Origin of the sequence: uncultured Candidatus Kuenenia sp. (assembly GCF_900696675.1) — a bacterium.
GTDB lineage: Bacteria > Planctomycetota > Brocadiia > Brocadiales > Brocadiaceae > Kuenenia > Kuenenia stuttgartiensis_A.
In genome coordinates this window covers 1-21,813 of the sequence record NZ_CAADGZ010000058.1, presented here as the reverse complement: position 1 = coordinate 21,813, position 21,813 = coordinate 1, and the positions used below count along the sequence as shown (strand labels likewise).

Annotated in this window: 17 protein-coding genes and 2 tRNA genes; 9 read left to right on the top strand and 10 right to left on the bottom strand. The window is 37.9% G+C overall.

The window, feature by feature from the left end:
* The first annotated feature begins 468 nt into the window (after positions 1 to 468).
* From QZT26_RS10005 to QZT26_RS09980, 6 genes are all read left to right on the top strand, one after another.
* Positions 469 to 1,968: a tetratricopeptide repeat protein gene (locus tag QZT26_RS10005; protein ID WP_099324341.1), complete on the top strand. Its 1,500-nt coding sequence runs from the start codon at positions 469 to 471 to the stop codon at positions 1,966 to 1,968.
* Positions 1,962 to 2,879 carry a glycosyltransferase gene (locus tag QZT26_RS10000; RefSeq protein WP_099324342.1) on the top strand — a complete coding sequence of 306 codons (918 nt, stop codon included), beginning with the start codon at positions 1,962 to 1,964 and terminating at the stop codon, positions 2,877 to 2,879. Before QZT26_RS10005 ends, QZT26_RS10000 begins: the two co-directional genes overlap by 7 nt.
* A 37-nt stretch (positions 2,880 to 2,916) precedes the next feature.
* Positions 2,917 to 3,999, top strand: a complete 1,083-nt coding sequence (locus QZT26_RS09995) for a glycosyltransferase (RefSeq protein ID WP_099324343.1) — start codon at positions 2,917 to 2,919, stop codon at positions 3,997 to 3,999.
* A gap of 9 nt (positions 4,000 to 4,008) precedes the next feature.
* Positions 4,009 to 5,145: a UDP-N-acetylglucosamine 2-epimerase (non-hydrolyzing) gene (gene wecB, locus QZT26_RS09990; protein ID WP_099324344.1), complete on the top strand. Its 1,137-nt coding sequence runs from the start codon at positions 4,009 to 4,011 to the stop codon at positions 5,143 to 5,145.
* Positions 5,146 to 5,247: 102 nt separating this feature from the next.
* Positions 5,248 to 6,624: a TPR domain-containing glycosyltransferase gene (locus QZT26_RS09985; protein WP_295101902.1), complete on the top strand. Its 1,377-nt coding sequence runs from the start codon at positions 5,248 to 5,250 to the stop codon at positions 6,622 to 6,624.
* A gap of 31 nt (positions 6,625 to 6,655) precedes the next feature.
* Positions 6,656 to 8,395 (top strand): TPR domain-containing glycosyltransferase, encoded by a 1,740-nt coding sequence (locus QZT26_RS09980; protein WP_295101901.1) that lies wholly within the window; start codon positions 6,656 to 6,658, stop codon positions 8,393 to 8,395.
* 60 nt (positions 8,396 to 8,455) lie between these two features.
* Here the strand turns inward: QZT26_RS09980 and QZT26_RS09975 are convergent, their stop codons facing one another.
* The 10 genes from QZT26_RS09975 to QZT26_RS09930 all read right to left on the bottom strand — a co-directional run bounded on the left by QZT26_RS09975 (position 8,456) and on the right by QZT26_RS09930 (position 17,130).
* Entirely contained in the window at positions 8,456 to 9,424 is a 969-nt protein-coding gene (locus QZT26_RS09975; RefSeq protein WP_099324347.1) for a hypothetical protein, read from the bottom strand.
* Positions 9,425 to 9,515: 91 nt separating this feature from the next.
* Complete coding sequence (gene ccsA, locus QZT26_RS09970; protein ID WP_099324348.1) at positions 9,516 to 10,289, bottom strand: cytochrome c biogenesis protein CcsA; 774 nt, start codon at positions 10,287 to 10,289, stop codon at positions 9,516 to 9,518.
* Positions 10,286 to 11,374, bottom strand: coding sequence for a peptidylprolyl isomerase (locus QZT26_RS09965; RefSeq protein WP_157820396.1), 1,089 nt, complete (start codon positions 11,372 to 11,374; stop codon positions 10,286 to 10,288). The genes ccsA and QZT26_RS09965 overlap by 4 nt, the downstream gene beginning before the upstream one ends.
* Before the next feature lie 300 nt (positions 11,375 to 11,674).
* Positions 11,675 to 11,759: transfer RNA gene (locus tag QZT26_RS09960), tRNA-Leu, on the bottom strand.
* A gap of 129 nt (positions 11,760 to 11,888) precedes the next feature.
* Positions 11,889 to 11,961: transfer RNA gene (locus tag QZT26_RS09955), tRNA-Cys, on the bottom strand.
* Between the two features lie 234 nt (positions 11,962 to 12,195).
* On the bottom strand, positions 12,196 to 14,088 hold the full coding sequence (locus QZT26_RS09950; protein WP_164994666.1) for a cytochrome b N-terminal domain-containing protein: 1,893 nt from the start codon (positions 14,086 to 14,088) through the stop codon (positions 12,196 to 12,198).
* A 28-nt stretch (positions 14,089 to 14,116) separates the two neighbouring features.
* Positions 14,117 to 14,605: a Rieske 2Fe-2S domain-containing protein gene (locus QZT26_RS09945; protein WP_099324351.1), complete on the bottom strand. Its 489-nt coding sequence runs from the start codon at positions 14,603 to 14,605 to the stop codon at positions 14,117 to 14,119.
* A gap of 254 nt (positions 14,606 to 14,859) precedes the next feature.
* A complete protein-coding gene (locus QZT26_RS09940) occupies positions 14,860 to 15,420 on the bottom strand; it encodes a YceI family protein (RefSeq protein WP_295101897.1) in 561 nt (186 codons plus the stop codon).
* Positions 15,421 to 15,559: 139 nt separating this feature from the next.
* Positions 15,560 to 16,528 (bottom strand): orotidine-5'-phosphate decarboxylase, encoded by a 969-nt coding sequence (gene pyrF / locus QZT26_RS09935; protein WP_230405757.1) that lies wholly within the window; start codon positions 16,526 to 16,528, stop codon positions 15,560 to 15,562.
* 38 nt (positions 16,529 to 16,566) lie between these two features.
* Complete coding sequence (locus QZT26_RS09930) at positions 16,567 to 17,130, bottom strand: aminodeoxychorismate/anthranilate synthase component II (RefSeq protein ID WP_099324353.1); 564 nt, start codon at positions 17,128 to 17,130, stop codon at positions 16,567 to 16,569.
* A 545-nt stretch (positions 17,131 to 17,675) separates the two neighbouring features.
* Between QZT26_RS09930 and nusA the strand changes: the two genes are divergently transcribed.
* The 3 genes from nusA to QZT26_RS09915 all read left to right on the top strand — a co-directional run bounded on the left by nusA (position 17,676) and on the right by QZT26_RS09915 (position 21,688).
* Positions 17,676 to 18,749: a transcription termination factor NusA gene (nusA, locus tag QZT26_RS09925; protein ID WP_099324354.1), complete on the top strand. Its 1,074-nt coding sequence runs from the start codon at positions 17,676 to 17,678 to the stop codon at positions 18,747 to 18,749.
* Positions 18,750 to 18,798: 49 nt separating this feature from the next.
* Positions 18,799 to 21,027, top strand: a complete 2,229-nt coding sequence (gene infB / locus QZT26_RS09920; RefSeq protein ID WP_099324355.1) for a translation initiation factor IF-2 — start codon at positions 18,799 to 18,801, stop codon at positions 21,025 to 21,027.
* A gap of 301 nt (positions 21,028 to 21,328) precedes the next feature.
* Positions 21,329 to 21,688, top strand: coding sequence for a DUF503 domain-containing protein (locus QZT26_RS09915; protein ID WP_295101894.1), 360 nt, complete (start codon positions 21,329 to 21,331; stop codon positions 21,686 to 21,688).
* Positions 21,689 to 21,813 lie beyond the last annotated feature (125 nt).

Sequence of the window (21,813 nt, the reverse complement as noted above, 5' to 3'; positions counted from 1 at the left end):
TACTTGTGTGCAAAACAAATAGTAAATGATTAATTTTTCAACACCCTGTCCGCTTTTGCCCCAAATAAAATGATTGCATTTTGATTGTTTTTTTATGGCCACTTACAGCCCACCTATATCTTTCTTATTACTAAGTACTTACATTTGAATATGTTAAAAATATTAAAAGTTTTCATTGGCATATATATTGCGTATTTATGAGTGAACATTGATAAAACAATGGTTAAGGTGTTTTCGATTGGGCATCTGGCAACAGTATCTTTAAGCAATCAATATTCTAAGCAGTCATCATGTTGCATTTGCAATACCCGGAAACGATGAAAATGGTTTTATAGCCATATCATATTGCGGTACCTGTGTTTGAGCTATTTTTTGTAGTCTTATTTTCGAGCCAGATAACATGTATCTATTAGAATACGTTTAATAAATTTGAATTCTATTGTATAAATATTAAGGGAATACATATCTATGCCCTCCTCGATAGCTAAGGATTTTTTTACAGAAGCTGAGAATTTAAAGAAAAAGGGATATTCTCTAAAAGCGGTGAAAGCTTATAAAAAAGCAATAGAAGCCGACCCTTTTTTTCTTAGCGCTCATTACAACCTCGCACTCCTCTATTATCAACTTAAACAAGTAGATAATGCCATTTTGCATTTAAAGAAGGTAACCGAATTAAATCCCACCGATGCCTCTGCATTTAACAATTTGGGTGTTATGTATTTTTCAAAAAATATGTTTAAAGAGTCTGAAAATTGTTTTGAAAAAGCTTTAGGAATTGAAGTGTATTACAAAGAGGCTAAAAAAGGTCTTGAGAAAGTGCGTCTTAAGCTAAAAGGGAAAATAAATAAAAACAGACGATTAAACGTTGGTTTTGTAAGCATTTGGTTCGAACGTGGACAATCGTATGTAACTAAAACATTGCGGGATGTTGTTGCACAAGAACACGAAACTTTTGTGTTTGCCAGGACAGGCGGGGTTTATGATCGCCCTATGTTGCAAACAGACGGTATATGGGATGTTCCTAATTTAACAACATTTGGGAAATATGAGATATCTCATGAAGTACTTGGGAAGTGGATTGATAATAATAAACTGGATATGGTGGTTTTCAATGAAGAATATGATTGGTCTTTAGTTAAATACGTTAAAGAAAAATCCATAAAGGTTGTCACCTACCTTGATTATTATAAAGACGACTGGAAACCATACATGTATTTGTACGATGCTGTGCTTTGTTCCACAAAAAGAACATACAATCTTGTTAAAAATTTTTGTAATGCCTATTATGTCGGATGGGGAATAGATACGGAACTTTTTAAACCGACAAATAATAGTACAGAAAAATATACCTTTTTTCATAATGCCGGATGGTTAGGTATCAATTATCGCAAAATGACGCCTGCCGTTATCCTTGCCTTTGAAGCGGTATCCCGGTATTTGCCAGATGCAACCCTCTTTATCCATGCACAGACCGCACTGGAAAAACTTCCGCCAGAAGTTTTGAATATCGTGAATAATACTCCGCGCATAACCTATCATGTCGCCACCGTTCCAGCACCGGGTCTTTATCATAAAGGCCATATCCTTGTTTTTCCTTCCAAACTGGAAGGGCTGGGACTGCCTTTACTGGAAGGAATGGCATGTGGGCTTCCAGCCGTTGCCACTGACGCGCCGCCAATGAATGAGTTTGTACAGAATAACTATAATGGCTTGCTGGTCAAAGTCGCTAAAAGGTTCCTCAGAGGGGATGGCATCTCCTTTCCAGAGGAAATTGTAGATATAAATGATCTGGCTTTTAAAATGCATTTTCTGGCTAAAAATCCGGAGTTGATTAACAAAATGCAGCAAAATGCAAGGAATTGTATTGATAACTATGACACCTTGAGTAAAAAGGTAAACGAAGTAATTAACGATATTCTTCGCGACAAGAATAGGATTAGCTATAGGAAAACGAGCGTAAAATGCTAACAATACATCTGGTTGGTGCACAAAAAACAAATTACCCCTGGGGTTTTGAAAACCATCTGATTTCGGCATTAGAAGAGATGGACTGTAATATCCTTAGTACGGATTTTCGACAAGAACGACACAATCTCCAAAGACTATTGCAGCAAAAAGCTGACCTTGTTCTCGTTTGTAAAGGTGAATTCATACCGCCGGAATTGATTCAATCTATTCCTTACCCAACCGCCTTATGGTATTGTGAACAGATTGGTAACGATACCGCAGTAGATTACATCGCACTTGTCAGAAGAAAAGAGCTGGAATATAATGCAACTGCTTTTGATTATGTCTTCTCTCATGATAAAACCAACCTACAAGTTTATAAAAACATCGGTTGTGTAAATGTCCACTGGCTACCTTGCATCGCCGTAAATACAAAAATTCACAAAAAACTTGAAGTATCGAAAAAATATGACGTTACCTTTATTGGTAACCAAACCCCCCGACGCAAAAACATTCTTGTTGCGTTGGAAAAGTATTTCAAGGTCTTCACTCCGAATATATGGGACAGTAAAGAACTAAATGAAGCCTTTAATGAATCCAAGATCATTTTAAACATACACCTTTCTGATTTACTTAATATAGAAACACGCATAGGTGAAGTACTTGGGTCCGGTTCGTTCCTCCTTACGGAAGAACTTCCCTGCAAAGACCTTTTTATTGATGGAGAACACTTAGTACAATGGCATCAAGGGGATGTTGAATATCTTATAAAAAAAATCCACTATTACCTCATCCATGAGGATGAAAGGGAAGGAATTGCAGGAAAAGGCCACCATTTTGCTATTGAACACCATAGCTTTGAGGAAAGAATGCGCCAACTATTGGCAACCATAGATTTCAGCAAGAATAAATGCGGCGCAGAGAGACTTTGATCAAAAATGAAAATTTCTATAGAATGAGCATAAACCAATGGCCTTTCACATTCCATTAGAAGAACAGATCGACAAGATCAGAACACATCTTGCAAATATAGGCAAAGTATCTACCCGCAAGGTTAGGCCTCGAATCTTCGTAGTGGTACATCATGTCAATTGGGAAAAACACGGATTGGTAGATGGATGGGCAGAGATTGCTGACGTTATTCACTATGATTGGGGAAATTCCTTCAATCAATATGCTGCCGACTGGCATCAAAGAGGCAAACCAGATTTTAACAAGGTATTACTACGGCAAGTTGAATTAGCTCATCGTGAGAAGACGATAGATCTCTTGTTTTCTTACCTCTCGGGAAGATGGGTCTATCCATATACTATTCGGGCTATCGGTAAAATGAACATAATAACAGTAAACATTAGCCTTGATGACAAGGTAAAATTCTGGGGTTATCAAGAGCCAGGTGGTCTTTCTGGAAATGCTGAAATTGCGCCTGAGTTCGACCTCTGCATTACCACACAATCAGAGGAAGATGTTCAAAAGTATATTAGCGTTGGCGCCCGAGCCTTGTTTCTTCCACCAGGAGGAAATACCCACTCATTTTCTCCAATACCAGCGCCCAGAGATATTCCTGTTTCCTTTGTAGGCCAATGTTACGGCACAAGACCTCATATCATTGGGTGGTTAATAAGTTGTGGGATTCCAGTTCAAACATTTGGCAAAGGCTGGCCTTCAGGAGAACTATCACACCGTGAGATGAACGTAATCTATTCCCGTTCAGTTGTAAATTTAGGCTTCGGCTTTATTGGGGATTCTCCACATCTGACAGGATTAAAAGGTAGGGATTTTGAGGTTCCCCTCATGGGAAACCTCTATTTGACAACTTATAATCAAGTCCTGGAAAACTGTTTTATCCTTGGAGAAGAAATTGATTGCTATCAGAATGAAACGGACTTACTTTCAAAATTACAATATTATATAACACACCCGGATATTGCCTTAAATATAGGAGCAGCAGGAAGAAACCGGTGTTTGCTTGATCACACATGGACTAATAGATTTAAGATAATTCTAACCGTTACCGGTCTTTCTGATTCCTGTATAAATTCTCATACATAATAAGTCCATATGTTTAAAATCATGAGTGTTTTAGGTACTCGTCCAGAAGCCATAAAACTTGCACCAATAATTAAAGAATTACAAAAACATTCAGACACTCTGAAAAGTGTTGTTACCGTTACCGCTCAACATCGTCAAATGCTCGATAGCGTCCTGAGTGTCTTCGCGATAAAACCAGATTACGATATGAATATTATGGATAAAAATCAAGGGCTAACCGATATAACATGCAAAGTATTAAAAAACATAGAAGTGATCTATGAAGAAGAACAGCCTGACTTGGTTTTAGTACAGGGGGATACAACTACTGTTTTTGCCGCCTCATTGGCCGCTTATTATAGGAGAATCCCTGTGGGACACATAGAGGCGGGATTACGATCAAGTAATAAATACCAACCCTTTCCGGAAGAAATAAATCGAAGACTTACCAGTGTCATAGCGCATTTACACTTTGCGCCAACTGATGAAGCAAAAACAAATTTACTAAATGAGGGTATATGTGAAGACCTTATCTGTGTAACAGGTAATACAGTGATAGACGCCTTACTTGAAGTTGCAGCACAGGATTTCACATTTGATAACGATTTACTGAACAACATAAAAGGCAGAATGATCTTAATTACAGCGCATCGGCGAGAAAGTTTTGGAAAACCGTTCATTGATATCTGTAATGCAATCCTGACGTTAGCGAAACAATATCCGGATGTTACTTTTGTATATCCGGTACATCTCAATCCAAACGTTAGGAATATTGTATATCCCATGCTAGGCAACTTATCGAACATCATGCTTATCGAGCCGCTAGAATACATGCCTTTTGTTCACTTAATGAAACGAGCCTGTATTATCTTAACTGATTCCGGGGGCATTCAGGAAGAGTCCCCTTCCTTAAATAAACCTATCCTGATACTTCGCGAAGTCACAGAACGCCCTGAGGCTATAAAAGCGGGAAGCGCAAAACTCGTGGGCACACATTCCCAAACTATTATTCGTGAAACAACTCGTTTATTGGAGGACACACAGGAGTACGAGCGGATGATCAATATTGTAAATCCCTTTGGCGATGGAATGGCATCTCAACGAACAGTAAATTTTATTAAAAACAAATTTATGGAAAACAATAATAATACTGCAGGGAAATATTAGTTCTAATATTCAGTATAGATGATATATTGGATGAACCGCGCTAAAATGAAAAATATAAATAAGCATTTAATCTCCACCTGTAAAATATAAAAAAATCACCTCATGAAAAACTTGCACAGTCCAACAATCTCCGCCTGCCTTATCGTAAAAAACGAGGAAAGATTCCTGCCTAATTGCCTCAACAGCGTTAAGAACGCTGTTGATGAAATAGTAGTTGTTGATACAGGTTCAACTGATAATACCGTAAATATCGCAAAAGAATTTAGCGCTAAGGTGTATTTTTATTCATGGAATAATAACTATAGTGAGGCAAGAAACTATGCAATACGCCATGCTACCAAAGAGTGGATTCTTATGATCGATGCGGATGAAGAGCTTGAGCAGAATGATATTCCTGTATTGAAACAATCGATAAGTAACGATAATTATAATGGTGTTATTATTGCTATATACAGTAAAGTGAAAAGTGGGATGCACAAGTTTTATAACACACGGGTTTTTCGCCGGGAGAAGGCATTTTATAAAGGTATTATCCATGAACAAGTGGTGATTGAAGGGAAAAGGCTTCCATCGGAGATACATCTTTATCATTACGGGTATGATCTTGACGAAGATACGATGCGGAAGAAATGGCACAGAACAACTCAATTATTGGAAAAACAAATAGCGTTAAACGATAATGATAGTTTTGCATGGTTGAATCTTATCCGTAATTATTGCACACAGCAATTGTTTCGGGATGGTATTAAGACCGGAAAAGAAGCGCTAAAGAGAATTACACCCGAGGCGAATTTGCATCATTTTATAATGATTCTGTATGAAATGGCAGATTGTTATCTCAATACCGGAAATACCGCAGAAGCAAAAAAGATGTGCCACACCGCTTTAGCTAAATTAAGGGAAATGAATGTTGCGCCGGAAAATATTGATATTGTTTATACACTGGCTTGTGTGTATTTAAAAGAAGGAGATTGTAATAAAGCTATTGAATATTTTAAACATTTTTTGACATTGCGTGAGTGGTATTTGAAAAATATCAGCGATTGCCTTATGACTGATACCCTGGGATATGATTATTCCGCATATAACGGGTTGGGTTTTTGTTATGGCAGTATGAGACAGTGGGAAAAAGCGGTTGGTTTTCTGCAAAAATCGATAGTCTCAAATCCTAAATATATTACCACCTATAAAAATTTAGCTTCATGCTATTCTGCAATGGGAAACAATACGGACGCTATTAATACTTTATTGCGGTCAATTTCCGAAAATATCGCAGATCAGGAGATTTTTATCCGCTTGGGAGATTTATTTCTGAAACAACAGGAGTACAAACAGGCGATATCATACTATGAAAAGTATTTAAACTTGTGTCCTGAAGATAAAAATGCCTTGTTAAAAATATCTGCATGTTATGAAGAATCAGGCTATAAAGACACCGCTCAAATCGGATATAGCGCATTACAGAAGTGGAATAAATAATGCTTTTCTCTTTAGAAATAGGAAATGTTTTATGACCAAAGACCCTGAAAACAATAACCACAGGTCCACCATATCGGCATGTATGATTGTGAAGAATGAAGAAGGTTTTTTGCCCCAATGCCTTGAGAGTATAAAGGGGGCGGTTGACGAAATAATTATTGTCGATACCGGTTCTTCTGATAAAACAGTGGACATCGCAAAATCGTTTGGCGCAAAAGTATATCATCATCCATGGCGCAACAGTTTTAGCGAGGCGAGAAACTATTCTTTGGGTTATGCTACATGCGATTGGGTTTTGCAAATAGACGCGGATGAAAAACTGGAGCGGGAAGATATTCCCTTATTGCATAAGATTATTTGCAACTCCGCCTGCAATGCCTTTTATGTAGCTATCTACAGCGAGCTTCCCGGTGGATTGTCAAAACATTATTTCACAAGAATATTCCGCAAAGGGAAGGCTCATTACGAAGGAATAGTACACAATCAACTTGTGCATGAGGGTCATTCCCGTCCATCTGAAGTGCGGATGTACCACTATGGATACAATCTGTCCGCAACGAAAATGGAAAAAAAATATAAACGGACAGGGGATCTTTTACGGAAACAACTGGAAGAGAATCCTGAAAATATTTTTGCGATAGCTAATCTTGTAAGAAATTATAGAAATGAGCGCAATTATGATGAAGTGATAAAACTAGCAGAGAAAGGACTGGGAATATCTGAACCGGCTCTCGACCTCTCAACAAAAAATCAAAGGCAAAGGATCAGCATTGACCTTGCTTTCGCGCTGATGCGCAAGGATAGGCTGGACAGAGCGGAAGATGTGTGCAAAAAGGCATTGAGGGAAGATCCTGATTTTCTCGATAATTTGTTTATGTTAGGTGACATATTAAGCAGAAAAAAAGCTTTTCACGAGGCATTGGGTATTTACCGGAAATTTCTTGTCGTTAAAGAAAAAGACCGCAGATCTCCTGATTTTAATTTACTTATTGTAGATACCTATGAGTACGAACATAAGGTGTATAACAACATGGGAGATTGCTACAGAAATCTGGGTTTACGGAACGAAGCGGAAAGAGCATATAAAAGAGCAATAGAGATTTTTGATAAAGAAACACTGTGTTATTCAAGCCTCGCCCGTTTTTATTTATCACAAAACCGTTTAGATGAAGCTGCAAACGTACTTGATTCCGCAATACAATCAGGAATCGCAGATCATTTGACATTCTTATTGCTGGGTGAAATAAAAACAGTTCAAAACAAGACAATTGACGCCATAAATTCTTTTAAAATGGCAATTCAAAAGGATGAAAAAAATATAACGGCATATGCTTGCCTTATAAATGTATTAATTCAGTCAAATCAATTGGAGGAGGCGGAAGGATTGTTAAAAAAAATATCCTCCTTTTATCCACATCATATAATAGTTAAATGTATTAATGAAAAAATTAATTCCCGGCGTGGTGATAAGGATAGCGCCATTCAGTTTGTGCGTCGTATAATAGCGTCTAATCCTTCGGATAATAACGTATATTTAGAACTCGGGAATCTCTGTTTAGAGATAAATGAGTATGCGCTGGCTATTGAGGTATATGAGAGGTTTTTAAGAGGCTCTTCCGCACAGGATGCAAAAATATTAACGAATATTGCTATGTGCTACGCCGGATTGGGACAAGTAAGACCGGCAATTGTCGGCCTGAAAGCGGCACTCGAAATAGACCCTTCTTATCAATCTGCAAGAAAGAATCTCTCTATTTTGGAGAAAAAGTGAAGGGGAATATAAGATATATTAAAATCAGATTTTTCCAGTAATAATTCTTCCATAAAATGGTTAATAATTAACCATCTTACCAACCATCCTTATAACCACAAGCACCGTCCCCAGGGAAAAGAGTACCACCGTAACGAGGGACAACGGGATACTTGGATTATTTTTGATAGTGACGAAAACCCCTGGCACTGTTTTAATATCAAGAAATGCAATCTTTGTTCCCAAAATTTCCTTTGCGTTATGTTCACCAACGGTAAGGTATATGCTTTGGGTTTCCCTGTTTTGGGTGGTGGAAAGTAGTTTTACCACGGGATAGCGATATTGGGGTGGCATGTATAAATCTACCATTCTGGTATTTTGGCCGTTTAAGGTGAAAACTTCATTTGCCTTAAGATTGTGCATCCTGTCTCCGACTTTAAGTACCACGGAAGAAACCGTATTCCCATAATCACGCAATAAGACTGCTAACGCTCCATTATTCAAAACTACGGGATTGTTATAACCGATTGTATCTTCATATTCGGCACCGTCTTTTCTTACTGAGACATAACCCGTTATTTTTTTAGGCATGCCATTTGGATAAGAACTTGTATCAAGACCTGTCACCTTCATTTCAAAGCCGCCCATGTCGGTCCATTCTTCTGAGACAGAAATTGGAGGCGATAAAGAACAATACAACCCCCCAATAAGATGTACGACCAAGGTTACTATAAAACCAACATGCATAATTGATGCCCCATATAAAGGCACTTTTTTAATCCCTCCTCTCACTTTTCGAAGGACAGAATCCGTGGTGCAGAAGAAGGCGTTTATGCCGTAAATAATGCATGCAAAAAAAAGTAGATAAAACCAGATGTGAATGGGTTTCTTATGACTGAAGAAAAAGATAATATCTTCTCCGGAAAGGCCGGAATAATGATAAGGATAAAAATTCATTATAAGACTTCCGATGATAAGGAGTCCTGTAACTGAAAATCCAATAATTATCCCTAATTTTTGGGACTTAATAAAATCATACACCTTTTTCATTTTTTCAATAGAACCTTATCTAGAAATATCCGGATTTATTATGTGGCTTGTTTACAAATTTTCGTAAAAACAAAAGAGGTTTTGCTGCATCTTAACTGAAACTGTGAGAACTTCCTATGACAAAGCTAGTGCCGATATATGTCATCATCAGTATAAAAAACCCTACGATGGCAAGCGGCGGCTTTAATTTTTTTGCTTCAGGCCAATAATCCAGGTGCAGGCAGGTTGCATAAAAAAACCATATGATAACAGACCAGACCACCTTGGCATCCCATAAAAAATAAGACCCCCATGCAACGTATCCCCACAAACCTCCGAAAATCATTGAAATGGAAAAGGCCGCCAACCCGTATCGGAACCCGGAATCTATTATTACATCATATGTTTTTTTATTTCCCTTTGCAAAATAACGTGCGATTGCTGCCGCCATAGAACTCGCCCATAATGCATAACAGAAAAATGAAAGGGGGACATGCAATGCGTACCATATGGTAAGCATTAAGGGAGGCGCAAAACTCAAACCCATTTTAAAAAAAGTGGCTGCTGCCACAAAAAAGCCGTATCCAATACCAAACAATGTCATCCGGTAAATGGGACTTTCTGCTTTGGAAAAAATAAGCAATATCATGAATGTTGCCGTGGCAAAGGCATGGAATGATTCGAATTTATTTGTAAGAGGAAAATAGCCTATCGATAGACCACGTATGGTAATAACGGCTATTTGTAAAATAACAATCCCCAACAATACAGGAAAACGTATTTTCCACCTGGTAAATCCGACAAACCAATACATCGAATACAGGCCGAAACACACCCAATATAAAACAATAGAAATCTGATTAAGTAGTAGCGCCTTTTCCATCATTGCAAATTAATTTCAACCTGTGCATTATCCCGAAGATCGTTGATCAGATCACCCATTTCAATCGCAACTAATTTTTCACGGACAGTGTCTTTGACAGCATCAAAACTTACATCTTTTGCCGGAGCGTGATTTGTAACATAAATTAAGTGATATCCAAATTCTGTTTTAACCGGCTCACTCACCTTGCCGACTTCTGTAGAAAATGCCGCGTTAGCAAAAGTTTCCACCATCACCCCATGCCTTGGGAAAGAACCGAGTTCTCCTCCCGTTTTCCCAGTAGGACATTCAGAATACTTTTTGGCCAGTTCCGCAAAGTTCGCGCCGTTATCCAGCTCTTTTTTTATCGATTCAATTTTAGCCCTTGCTTTGTCCAAATCTTCCTGCTCCTTCATTCCCTTTGTTCCTATAAGTATATGGCTTGCGGTGACCTCTTCTCCTGTAAATTCATTAATATTTTTAATGAAATAGTTTTCCAGTGTTTTATCATCAACATTATTAGTCACATAAGCATCAAGCGCCGCAGACATTCTAATTGCAGTACTTAGCTCATCAATATTGCTGCCCTGGATTTCGAGAAATTGTTCTAATGTTTTCCCTTCTGCAGCAGGATTCTTTGCTATATTTTCCCGCATTTTATTGATTTCGTTATTTACAACGTCATCAGCGACATCCAAACCTTTTTCCCGGACAAATTGCCTTAAAATTGCCTGTGTAACAAGCTGCTCAGTAATTTGTTTTTCCAAAGAGGGTATCGCCCCAGGAGGCACTTGTTTTCTGAAACGATCAAGAATTTTATCAAGATCCTTGCGGAGAATTTTTTCTTCATTTACAGAAGCAATTATTTTGTTAGGATCAGGTTTTTCTTTCTTGCCGTGAACAAACCCCATGCCATGGTCGCTTCCGGAAGTGGCGACAGCCTTCGTTTCTTGTCCTAAATTAACGTTTTTATGTATTTCTTCAAAATCTCTTTCGTTTGCCTGACTACTTAATTGCGGGACGTCCGATTCATCCTTTCCACAACCACTGACGGCAGCGAGCATTAACAATCCTGAAATAATTATAAAAGTAAAATGTTTTCCTACCATAAGAACTCCTTTTAGCCTTTTTGGAATAAAACCCAAAACGTTTATCAAAAATAAATATCCTGAATGTAATAAAACACAAAAAATCTGGTTATTCAGATCTATAAGTATTTTTTTCTTAACACTCTTTGTTTTTGTCGCAAAAACCCGATTGTCATAAGAAAATTTTAAGAGAGTAATACAAAACAATCCTATTTAAAAAAAAGTTCCTTAATATGCCTATTTCAAAAAATCTATTTTGTGTACCAAAACAAAACGAACGCCAATATAACGATAGATTAGATACCTGTTTAAATATGTACATGGGCGAGGTGGGAGTCGAACCCACACAACCGTTTAAGGTCAAAGGATTTTAAGTCCTTCGTGTCTGCCATTCCACCACTCGCCCTGTGATATGTATGTATGTGAGCGTTTGTTTTACGTGTAACTATTACAAATGCTAGAATTCGAGGGTTAAATGAATGTCTTGAAAAGCGAAGAGTTTGCAGGGGTGCTTCTTGTTTCAAGATATAAAAAAAGGCGGCACTGGGATTCGAACCCAGGATAACGGTTTTGCAAACCGTGGCCTTAGTCCACTTGGCGATGCCGCCGATAAATTCTCATAATTTCTACCAATACTGTCGGTAGTATTAAACACAGATTGTTGCATCATTGGTTTGGAAGGTTTACAACAAGTACTGCATAATTCGAACAGGTCTCAGTGGCAAATCAATTTTAGATCGGCAAAAAAGTTAATCGTATCATTAAGAAGGAGATTAGGCAAGAAATATTTATTAATTACCTTAGCACCTATAGCGAGTACAGGGTCTAGCAAAATCTACCACTCATTTTGAAGCAAACTGGTATTTTTCGGTTAATAAACCAAAGTGTATACTTGGTGTTAAATAAGAAACCGCACTGACATTTTTCATAGATTCCTGCATTTTTAAATTAAAGTGGTCGGGTTGTTTGTTGCACGTTTGTTGAGAATTTTCGGATACCGTTAGTCTTTTTTCATGTTGCATACATTCTGAGACGAGAAGACGGTCTTTTGATAAAGAAATAAGATATTTCACCAAGGCATCCAATTCGTTGGTGCTAAGTTTTTCCTCGAATCCCGGCATTTTATTTTTCGTACCATAGAATTTTTTATCGTCCGGGTTTTTAATGAAACCCTTTAACCACTCTTCCGATAAGTAATCGGTTAAATTAGGCGCAATCTTTATTGCATTTTTATCGCCTATGGGATGGCAGATAGCACAATTGCCTTTAAGGGTTAATTCTCTGCCCCTTTCAAGGCTATCTGTGTTTGTATTGAGTAAATTTCCCGATTGGCTTAATAAAAACTCTGTAATGTCCCACACTGACCCTTCCGGGAGTTTTATCGCCGGCATCACACCGGACTCTCCGAAATATTTTTTATCTCTGGGATTTTTGAGTAACCCAAACAACCACTCCCGTGATCCAAAGTTGGTAAAATCAGGGGCGTTATCCCCCCCTATTCCTTTTAACTTGTGGCATCCATTACAATTTTGCTTAAAAATTTTTTCCCCTAAATAAATAGGGTCATTCAGGAAAATAGACATCCCTCCTTCCGGATGAATGCCTTTTTTTGCGAGAACGACTGCCCTAGCGGCCTGAATTTCAGCGTCTTCACGCTGATGAATAATATGAATATCATGTGCATCATGATGCATTGCAAGGACGGTCAATGCAATTGCCCCTGCCATTCCAGAAGAGACCGTTGCAAAGAAAGGAATCCTTTTGGCGGGAGAATTTGAAGGTGTTCTATCTATGAACGGCAAAACAAGGAGAAATACAAGACCAATCATTGGTACGATAACGGTACCTACAATCAGGAGATTTCCCTGACAGTATTTTAATAGCTGAAATAAGAATAAAAAATACCATTCTGGTCTGGCAAGATAATTGGATGCCGGGTCAGCCGGCGCCTGAAGTTCTGCCCCCCCTTTCCAAAAAACCCATACTGCCAGAACAGCATAAATGATCATGGCAAATACGATATCTTTAAACACCTGATCCGGCCAAAAAGGGTCAACCCGCTCCTTTAACAGCTTTTCACTTATTTTCCAATGAGGAGTTACACCATGCTTGCGAAACAGAGCGACATGGACAAAAAGAAAAAATACCAGCGAAATTGGCAATATGAATACATGAAGTGTAAAAAACCGTGTAAGGGTGAAATTACCATAATCAGATCCGCCTTGGTGCAGCACTTTAATGTACTCGCCAATTACAGGGATAGTTCCCATGATATTGGTAGCAACCTGCGTGGCCCAGTATCCTTTTTGATCCCATGGCAAAAGATATCCGGTCAACCCAAATCCCATGAGAAAAACAAGAAGAAAGACCCCGGTAATCCAGTTAAGTTCGCGTGGTTTTTTATATGCGCCATAAATAAACACCTGGAAGAAATGAACAATGGCTAAAATTATCATTGCGCTTGAACCAAAATGATGGACGCCCCTTACAAACCAGCCAAAGGAGGTTTGTTCCTGTATATAGTAAACGCTTCCCCATGCTGTCGTCGAAGAAGGGGAATAAAAACTGGCCATTACTATCCCGGTTATCGCCTGAAGCATGAAAAGGAATATTAATCCACTGCCAAAAACATATGTCCACCGTGCGCCGCCATGCACAGGTTCATCCAAGGCGGTTTTAAGCAACGTGTTTAAGCCGGTTCTATTATCAATCCATTCGTAAAATTTATTTGCCATAGTGCGGTTCTGCCTTATCTTAAATATCTTAGGTTATATTTTTATAATCAACGAAAACAGTATTGTTTTCAACTTTTGTCCGATAACTGTACATGCCGCGAGGAGCAGGTCCGGATATTGTTTTGCCATTTACATCGAAGACACCCTCATGACATGGACACAAAAATCGGGAAACATCATTTGCCCAGTCTATACCACAACCAAGATGGGGGCAATTTGTTGAAAACACTTTTAATGAATCATCTTTTTGCCTTATAACCCACACAGATCCCATCACCAATCCTTCAAAGATATTCCACGCATCCATCTTCGAAGAGGTCACCGCCACTTTTTTAGGGATACCGACGGGAAAGTCATCGAGCTTGCCAATACCAATGAAATCTTCAGTCCCATAGACGGTTTCTTTCAGCCATGGATGGATTATCAATCCTATTATTGGGGCTAGTATGCCTGCAACAAGTGTTCCACCCAAAATATTCGAAATAATCTTCAAAAAACTTCTTCTGCTCTTTTCCATTCTTTATTTTCCTTTGTCTTTCCGGAAGTACTATTATGAGATCATGTCTAATAACTTTTAGTCCTTCATGTTATGTGCGATGCATAAGATTGTTTCATAAAATAATCACTGTCGCAGCTTTCGGGGAAGGATATGGTTGTTTTTATTGCCTTTTTATAAAAAGCGTTCATTTTATTTATTTACGCTCGCAAATCAATGCTAAATTTTTAAAAATGAAAATTAAATTTTATCACAAACGATATTTCCTTTGAAACTTATTTTAAAGGAAACGAAAATGCGATGGTGATATTATTCTTTACTTTCAAAGCGCCTAGTAATGCCTTGTATGGTTTTATGCCATACTCTTTTTGCATAAAATCAACAGACCCTTTCAGGATGCTTTCAACCGTTAATTCGCAGTCAAATTCGATAGTATTTGTAACGCCATGCAAGGTTAATTCTCCAGTGGTATGGTAACCGACATTGTTTTTACCAACACCCGTCGATTGGAAGCTTATTGTCGGATATTTTTCTGAATGAAGCACATCGTTATTTGTAGCCTCTTCAATTTCCGATTTATCCTTTTCTTTTAATGTATCATTTTGTTGCTGGCCATTCTTCATTGCACAGACTACTTTTAATGCGTTTGCCGGTATTGTCACATTTATTGTTGCGGATGAAAGGTCATCGGAGGGGATATTTAAATCAACTTTGAAACGAGTTACATCCAGCAATAAATCATGCGCAACGGTGCTTAACATTCCTTCCTTAAAAGTATAAACCTGTATTTTGCCTGTATTTTCATCAAAAGAATATGTACCTGCTTTTATCGCCATGTCTTTCTCCTCTACCGAACATTAGCAAACCGAATCCGTCTTAAAACAACCTAAAACCAGTAATATCAAACTTATATTCCTGATTTTTCATTTTTTTTTAAAATTATTCTCTGCGTAATTTGGAGTAAAAAAACAATATTCATCGTGTTTGAGCTGGTACACACTTATTTAAATCTTCCTTCATATTCATTACGGCATTCTGCGCGGCTTCTTTCCATGTTTGTGCGCCATATTTATCTTTCCAACTTCGGTTATTATATGCGTAGAGGATGGAACGGGAAGCATTGATAATTGCTCCGTAGCCGTCTGAATTGAAACAATTTTTTATATCTTCCGCTGTCGCCCCCTGGGATCCATAGCCTGGAATAAGCAAGTAAGCATTGGGCATTGTTTTTCGCAATATCAAGATATCTTCAGGGTATGTGGCGCCGACAACGGCACCTATTGCACTATATCCATATGTTCCAATTGACCGACTTCCCCATGTATGAATTTTTTCTGCAATTATTTGATGCAGCTTTTTTGTGCCGCACAAAAGGTCTTGAAATTCAACAGAGGAGGGATTGGAGGTTTTTGCCAGTACAAATATGCCTTTATCGTATGTTTCCGCGTTTTTTATAAAAGGGAGTATACTATCCACTCCCAATAAAGGATTAACCGTGATGGCGTCCGATTGGAAAGCAATTTGGGTGGTGTTGTTTATCGAAACCTGTCCAATATGAGCATTTGCATATGCAGCAGCCGTATTGGGAACATCGCCTCTTTTAACATCGCCAATGACAATAAGCCCCTTTTGCTTTGCATAATGAATAGTTTCTGCGTATGACCAAATACCCTGCCAGCCATAAAGCTCATAAAATGCAATTTGCAGCTTTACAATACCCACCAAATGTTCCAGAGTGTCAATGACTTGTTTATTAAACTCCAGAATAACGTTTGCTGCATATTTAAACGCGTCATCCTGCAATTTTGAAAATTGTTGCTTAATAGACTCGGGTATGAGGTCAAAGTGAGGATCTAATCCTACCACCACACAACAGTTTTTTTTCTGTATGGCAGTTGTTAATTTATCTGAAAAATTTGCTTTACGGTTTATTGCTATCGCCACATCGAATGTCCTTAAACAGCAGAAATAGATGTAAATAATTAAAGCATTAAAAAGTTCTTAAGAAGCTTTGGACCTTCTTCGGTGAGAAAAGATTCCGGATGGAACTGGACCCCTTCCAGTAAATGAACCTTATGCCGAATCCCCATAATTTCATCGTTGTCGGCTCTTGCAGTAATTTCAAAGCAATCCGGCAGAGAATCTTCTTTCACAATGAGCGAGTGATAACGTGTGGCCATAAACGGATTGGAAAGTCCCTTATAAATAGTCTTGCCATCATGGATGATCATTGAGGTCTTTCCATGCATAAGCCTTCGCGCACGAATAATATCTGCACCATATGTATAAGCGATGCATTGATGCCCTAAACAAACCCCCAGTATAGGTATTTTACCGGAGAAATACCGTATGATATCATTTGATATGCCTGCTTCTTTAGGAGTACATGGTCCAGGTGAAATAATAATATGCGATGGGGTTTCTTTTTCGATCTTATCAAGACTTATTTTATCGTTTCTAAAAACTTCCATTTTTTCGCCAAAAGCACCTATTTGCTGTACGAGATTATAGGTGAAAGAATCGTAATTGTCAACAATGATGACCATGATTTCCGTTTGTCCTCAGACTGATACTATAAAATGAAATATTGAATAGCAAAAAAGTTTTTAAGTACAGTTTAAATAAGCGATTAGATAATACCTGCAGTTAACGCTGCAAATGCAAAAACAACTTGACAATATGACATTTTTTGTTAAAATTTAAAAATTATAGACGTTGCAATATATTAATGTATGCTTTCATAGGTTGCTGTAGTTTCGCCGTTTCAGGCTTACTAAGAGTCCTAAATAGGAAGACAGCTTCAGATAAAAGTGGGTTATACCCACTTTTTTTTTTAATATTCATGATTATGTCCTTATATTGATTATAGTAAGAAGATTGAGAAATTTATAGTTAATAATTTTTGGACTATGCATATTTATTAATGGTTTCGCATTGACAAAGTAAAAATATACCAATTAGAAATATATTGTGTCAATAATGTTAAGTATTTAATGTTTTTTGTGTCTAAATATACTTTATAAAAAAATTTGCATCAATGAGCAGTGTTTATTATTGATTATTTTCTAAATTTCATTTTAGATAAAATGGTATGGACAAAGAAAATTTACTCCGTTTAGTGGATAGTTTGCATAGAGACAAGGAAATTGCAAAGGAAGTAGTGTTTCAGGGCATTGAAGCTGCCTTAATTACCGCAGCAAAGAAGCATTTCAGGTCACAGGAAGCCGTTTCCATACAGATAGATAGAAAAACAGGGGAAATAGTGGCTATGGAAGGAGACCGCAAAATAGACCCTTCTGAATTAGGTAGGATCACTGCCCAAACAGCCAAGCAGGTCATTATTCAAAAGATTAGGGAGGCAGAGAGGGATGTGATTTTCGAAGATTTTTGCAAGAGGAAAGGGGTAATTGTTAGCGGTAAGGTGCAAAGGTTCGAAGGGGCTACTATGATTGTAAATTTAGGCAAAACAGAAGGTGTTTTACAAAAATCGGAACAAACGGCCAATGAACATTATACCATAGGAGAACGGGTTCGGGCAGTTATTCTTGATGTAAAAAAAGTGGGAACACGTGTAAAAATAACACTGTCGAGAACTCATCCCGATTTTGTTCGAAAGCTTTTTGAATTAGAAGTGCCGGAAATTGCTGAAAATACTATCGAAATTAAAGCACTGGCAAGAGAAGCAGGCCAGAGGTCAAAGATTGCCGTTGCTTCAAGTGATGAGAATGTAGATTGTGTAGGCGCGTGTGTTGGAATGCGCGGGTCCCGTATCAAGAATATTGTTGATGAGTTGAATGGCGAAAAAATTGATATTATCCGGTGGAGCGAGGAGCCGGAATTGTTATTACCCAATGCTTTGAAGCCTGCGGAAGTTTCGGGAATAATTTTATCTCCCGAAAATCGAACGGCTACAATCGTTGTTCCAAATGATCAGCTTTCTTTAGCGATAGGGAAAAGGGGGCAAAATGTGCGCCTTGCTTCAAGACTGACTGAATGGAATATTGATATCATTACCGACGCAGAATTTGAAAAAAGGCAAAAAGCCGACGATCTTGAACTTGCAGAAGTTGCCGACGCAAATAATGTTTCTACTAATGACCTCTCGGGGAAAAATGTTGCTGCCACGAATTCTGAATATAACGACAATGTCGAATCAAAGAGTTAATAATGAGGAAATAAATTTATTTTTTGGGTAATTGTTTTTGGGAATTTAAATGGGAAAAGTTAGAATTAGTTCGCTTGCAAAAGAGTTAGGCATTAAAAGTAACAACTTAATTGATAAATGCCATGAGAAAGGGTTAACGCATATCAAACACCATGCGAACACCCTTGATCCTGAACAAGTTGAAATGCTAAAAAAACTGTTCCGGCGAACTCCAAATGATTCGGCTACAAAAAAGGAACTTAAAGTTAAAGAGGCCATTAAGGTTGATGTAAAAGAACAAAAACGAGAAGATAAGACTATATCGCAGGAAGATAAAGAAATCAAAGCTGTTCAACCAGACAAAATTGTTAGATTTCACAAAAGCACACCTCGGCAAAAGCAATCCACGAAAGTTGCACCTTCAAAAGTATTTTGGAAGAAGAAGCAGGTTGGTGGCCCTTCACATCAAAAAAACAAGGGATGGCGTGAAAGATATGTAGAAGTTAAAAAACCTGTAGTTAAAGAACGAGAGTCGCGTGTGATTATGGAGACGCCAATTACGGTAAAGGATATATCATCTAAATTAGGAATTCGTGCAAATGAAATTATAACAAAATTGTTGCTCGAGCATAATGTACGCGCAACAATAAATCAAATCTTAAGCGAAGAAATAGTGCAATTATTAGGCTTGGAGTATAACGTAGAAATAGAAATTAAGAAAAAAGAGGCTTCGGAAGAATACGATTTCGTTGCGGATCAAGTATCCGCAAGAGAGGAAGATAAAGTACTTCGTGCGCCAATAGTTACCTTTTTGGGACATGTTGACCACGGAAAAACATCGTTACTGGATTGTATTCGCAAGACGAAAGTTGCAGAAGGGGAGGTAGGCGGAATTACGCAACATATAGGCGCACACAAAGTGGAAACAAATGGCAAGCACGTTGTGTTTCTAGATACGCCAGGACATGAAGCTTTTACCGCAATGAGGGCGAGAGGTGCAAATGTCACAGACGTAGTAGTCCTTGTGGTTGCAGCAGATGATGGAGTGATGCCCCAGACAGAAGAGGCCATTAATCATGCTAAGGCGGCCAATGTACCAATAATTGTTGCAATTAATAAAATTGATAAGCCAAGTGCAAATACTTTGCGAGTTAAGCAACAGCTTTCTAATTTAGATTTGATACCTGAAGAATGGAGTGGAAAAACCCCATTCGTGGAGACTTCTGCAATAACTGGAGCAGGGATTGATACATTATTTGAATTGCTTTGGTTGGAATCGGAAATACTTGAATTAAAGGCTATACCAAAGAATCCTGCAAGGGGCGTTGTCCTGGAGGCCCATCTTAGTGAGGGAAGAGGCGTTGTCGCGAATGTAATCATTCAAGACGGAACTTTGCATCAGGGCGATATTATTCTTTGCGGAAGGACATATGGCAGGGCCCGTCTTTTAATTGATGATAAAGGGAAAGAGATAAAAGAAACAGGCCCAGCCTCGCCGGTTTCAATTTCTGATTTTTCTGATATCCCTGAGGCAGGTGATAAGTTTTATGTAGTGAGCGATATACAAAAAGCCAGAGAAATTGCCTTGGAGAAAAGAAACAAAGACAGGGAAACTTCGCTTGCAAAACATCAACATATTACCCTGGATAATCTTTATTCCATGATTGCAGATGGTAATGTGAAAGAAATCAAAATAATCTTAAAGGCCGATTACAAAGGCTCTGTTGAAGTATTGAAGAAGGCCCTGGATGCGCTGTCTACGAGTGAAATTAAGGTGAGGATTTTACATAGTGCTGTTGGTGGCATTACAGAGTCTGATGTACTTCTGGCAGACGCGTCTGATGCGTTAATTATCGGTTTTTATGTAACCGCAGAAGAAAAAGCGCGTTTACTGGCAGAAGAAAAAGGCGTGGAGATCAGGCTTTATAAGATTATTTATGATGCAACTAACGAAATAAAGGCTGCAATGGAAGGAATGCTGGAACCTGAAAAAAAGGAAGTGGTATTAGGTTATGTTGAAATCAGACAGGTGTACAATATTTCCAAATACGGTAATATTGCAGGATGTTACGTAAAATCTGGTAAAATTACAAGAAATTCACTTGTTCGTTTGATTCGCGAAAATATTATTATTTATGATGGAAAGTTAGAGTCATTAAAAGTCATGAAAGACGATGTAAGAGAGGTGAAAGCTGGATTCGAGTGTGGTTTAAAAATAGCCAATTTCAATGATATCAAAGTTGGTGATATCGTTGAGGCATACGAAATACAAAAGATTGCCAGAACCCTTTCTGTATAACAAAAAATATTTTACAAATTTTTAGCGTATGTTTATTATATTTGTGTCGTAAAAGACAGTAAAATCAAAAAACACTTGTATCTTGCGACTTGAATACGGAGGATGATATCTCGTATGTGTTTTTTTAAGGATGCTATGCTTTCGTTAAACACTAAGCCAAATTCTTGTTGTCAAATGAAAGAAAGCAATATTTATCCAAGGTTACACAATAACTAAATTAATTTTAAAAAGAGAGTATATTTTGTTTGTATTTTAAAATAATTAATATCAACAATTAAATCAATTTTACCCATGCAGCGCTATGAATTTGGAATTTTACAAATCTGACGATACCATAGTTGGTTTGTTGTGTGTACAATTGATTCTCCGTAATGCGAGAACTTTAAAAGAAAAACGACGTGTCATAAAAAGCTTAAAAGATCGTGTAAAAAATAATTTTAATGTCTCAATATCGGAAACAGGTGTATTGGATAATTGTCAGTATTCTAACCTGGGAATTGCGATGGTGGGAAACGACAGACAGTACATAAACAGCACTCTTTCCAATTTAATTAATATGTTTGAATGTGCATCCTCATTTGAACTTGCCGGATACCGTATGGAATTTATACTACTATCCATCAACTTCTTGTTTTTTATGCTCGTTTTTCAAAATGCATAACCGTAAGGCATTGATTAGATGAGGATTACGTAAAGTTTGGAGCATTGGGTTTTTTGTCATTTGAATTTGTTTCGTATTTCGATATTCGTATTTTGAATTTGGTTGCGGCCAAAGGCCGCGCCAAG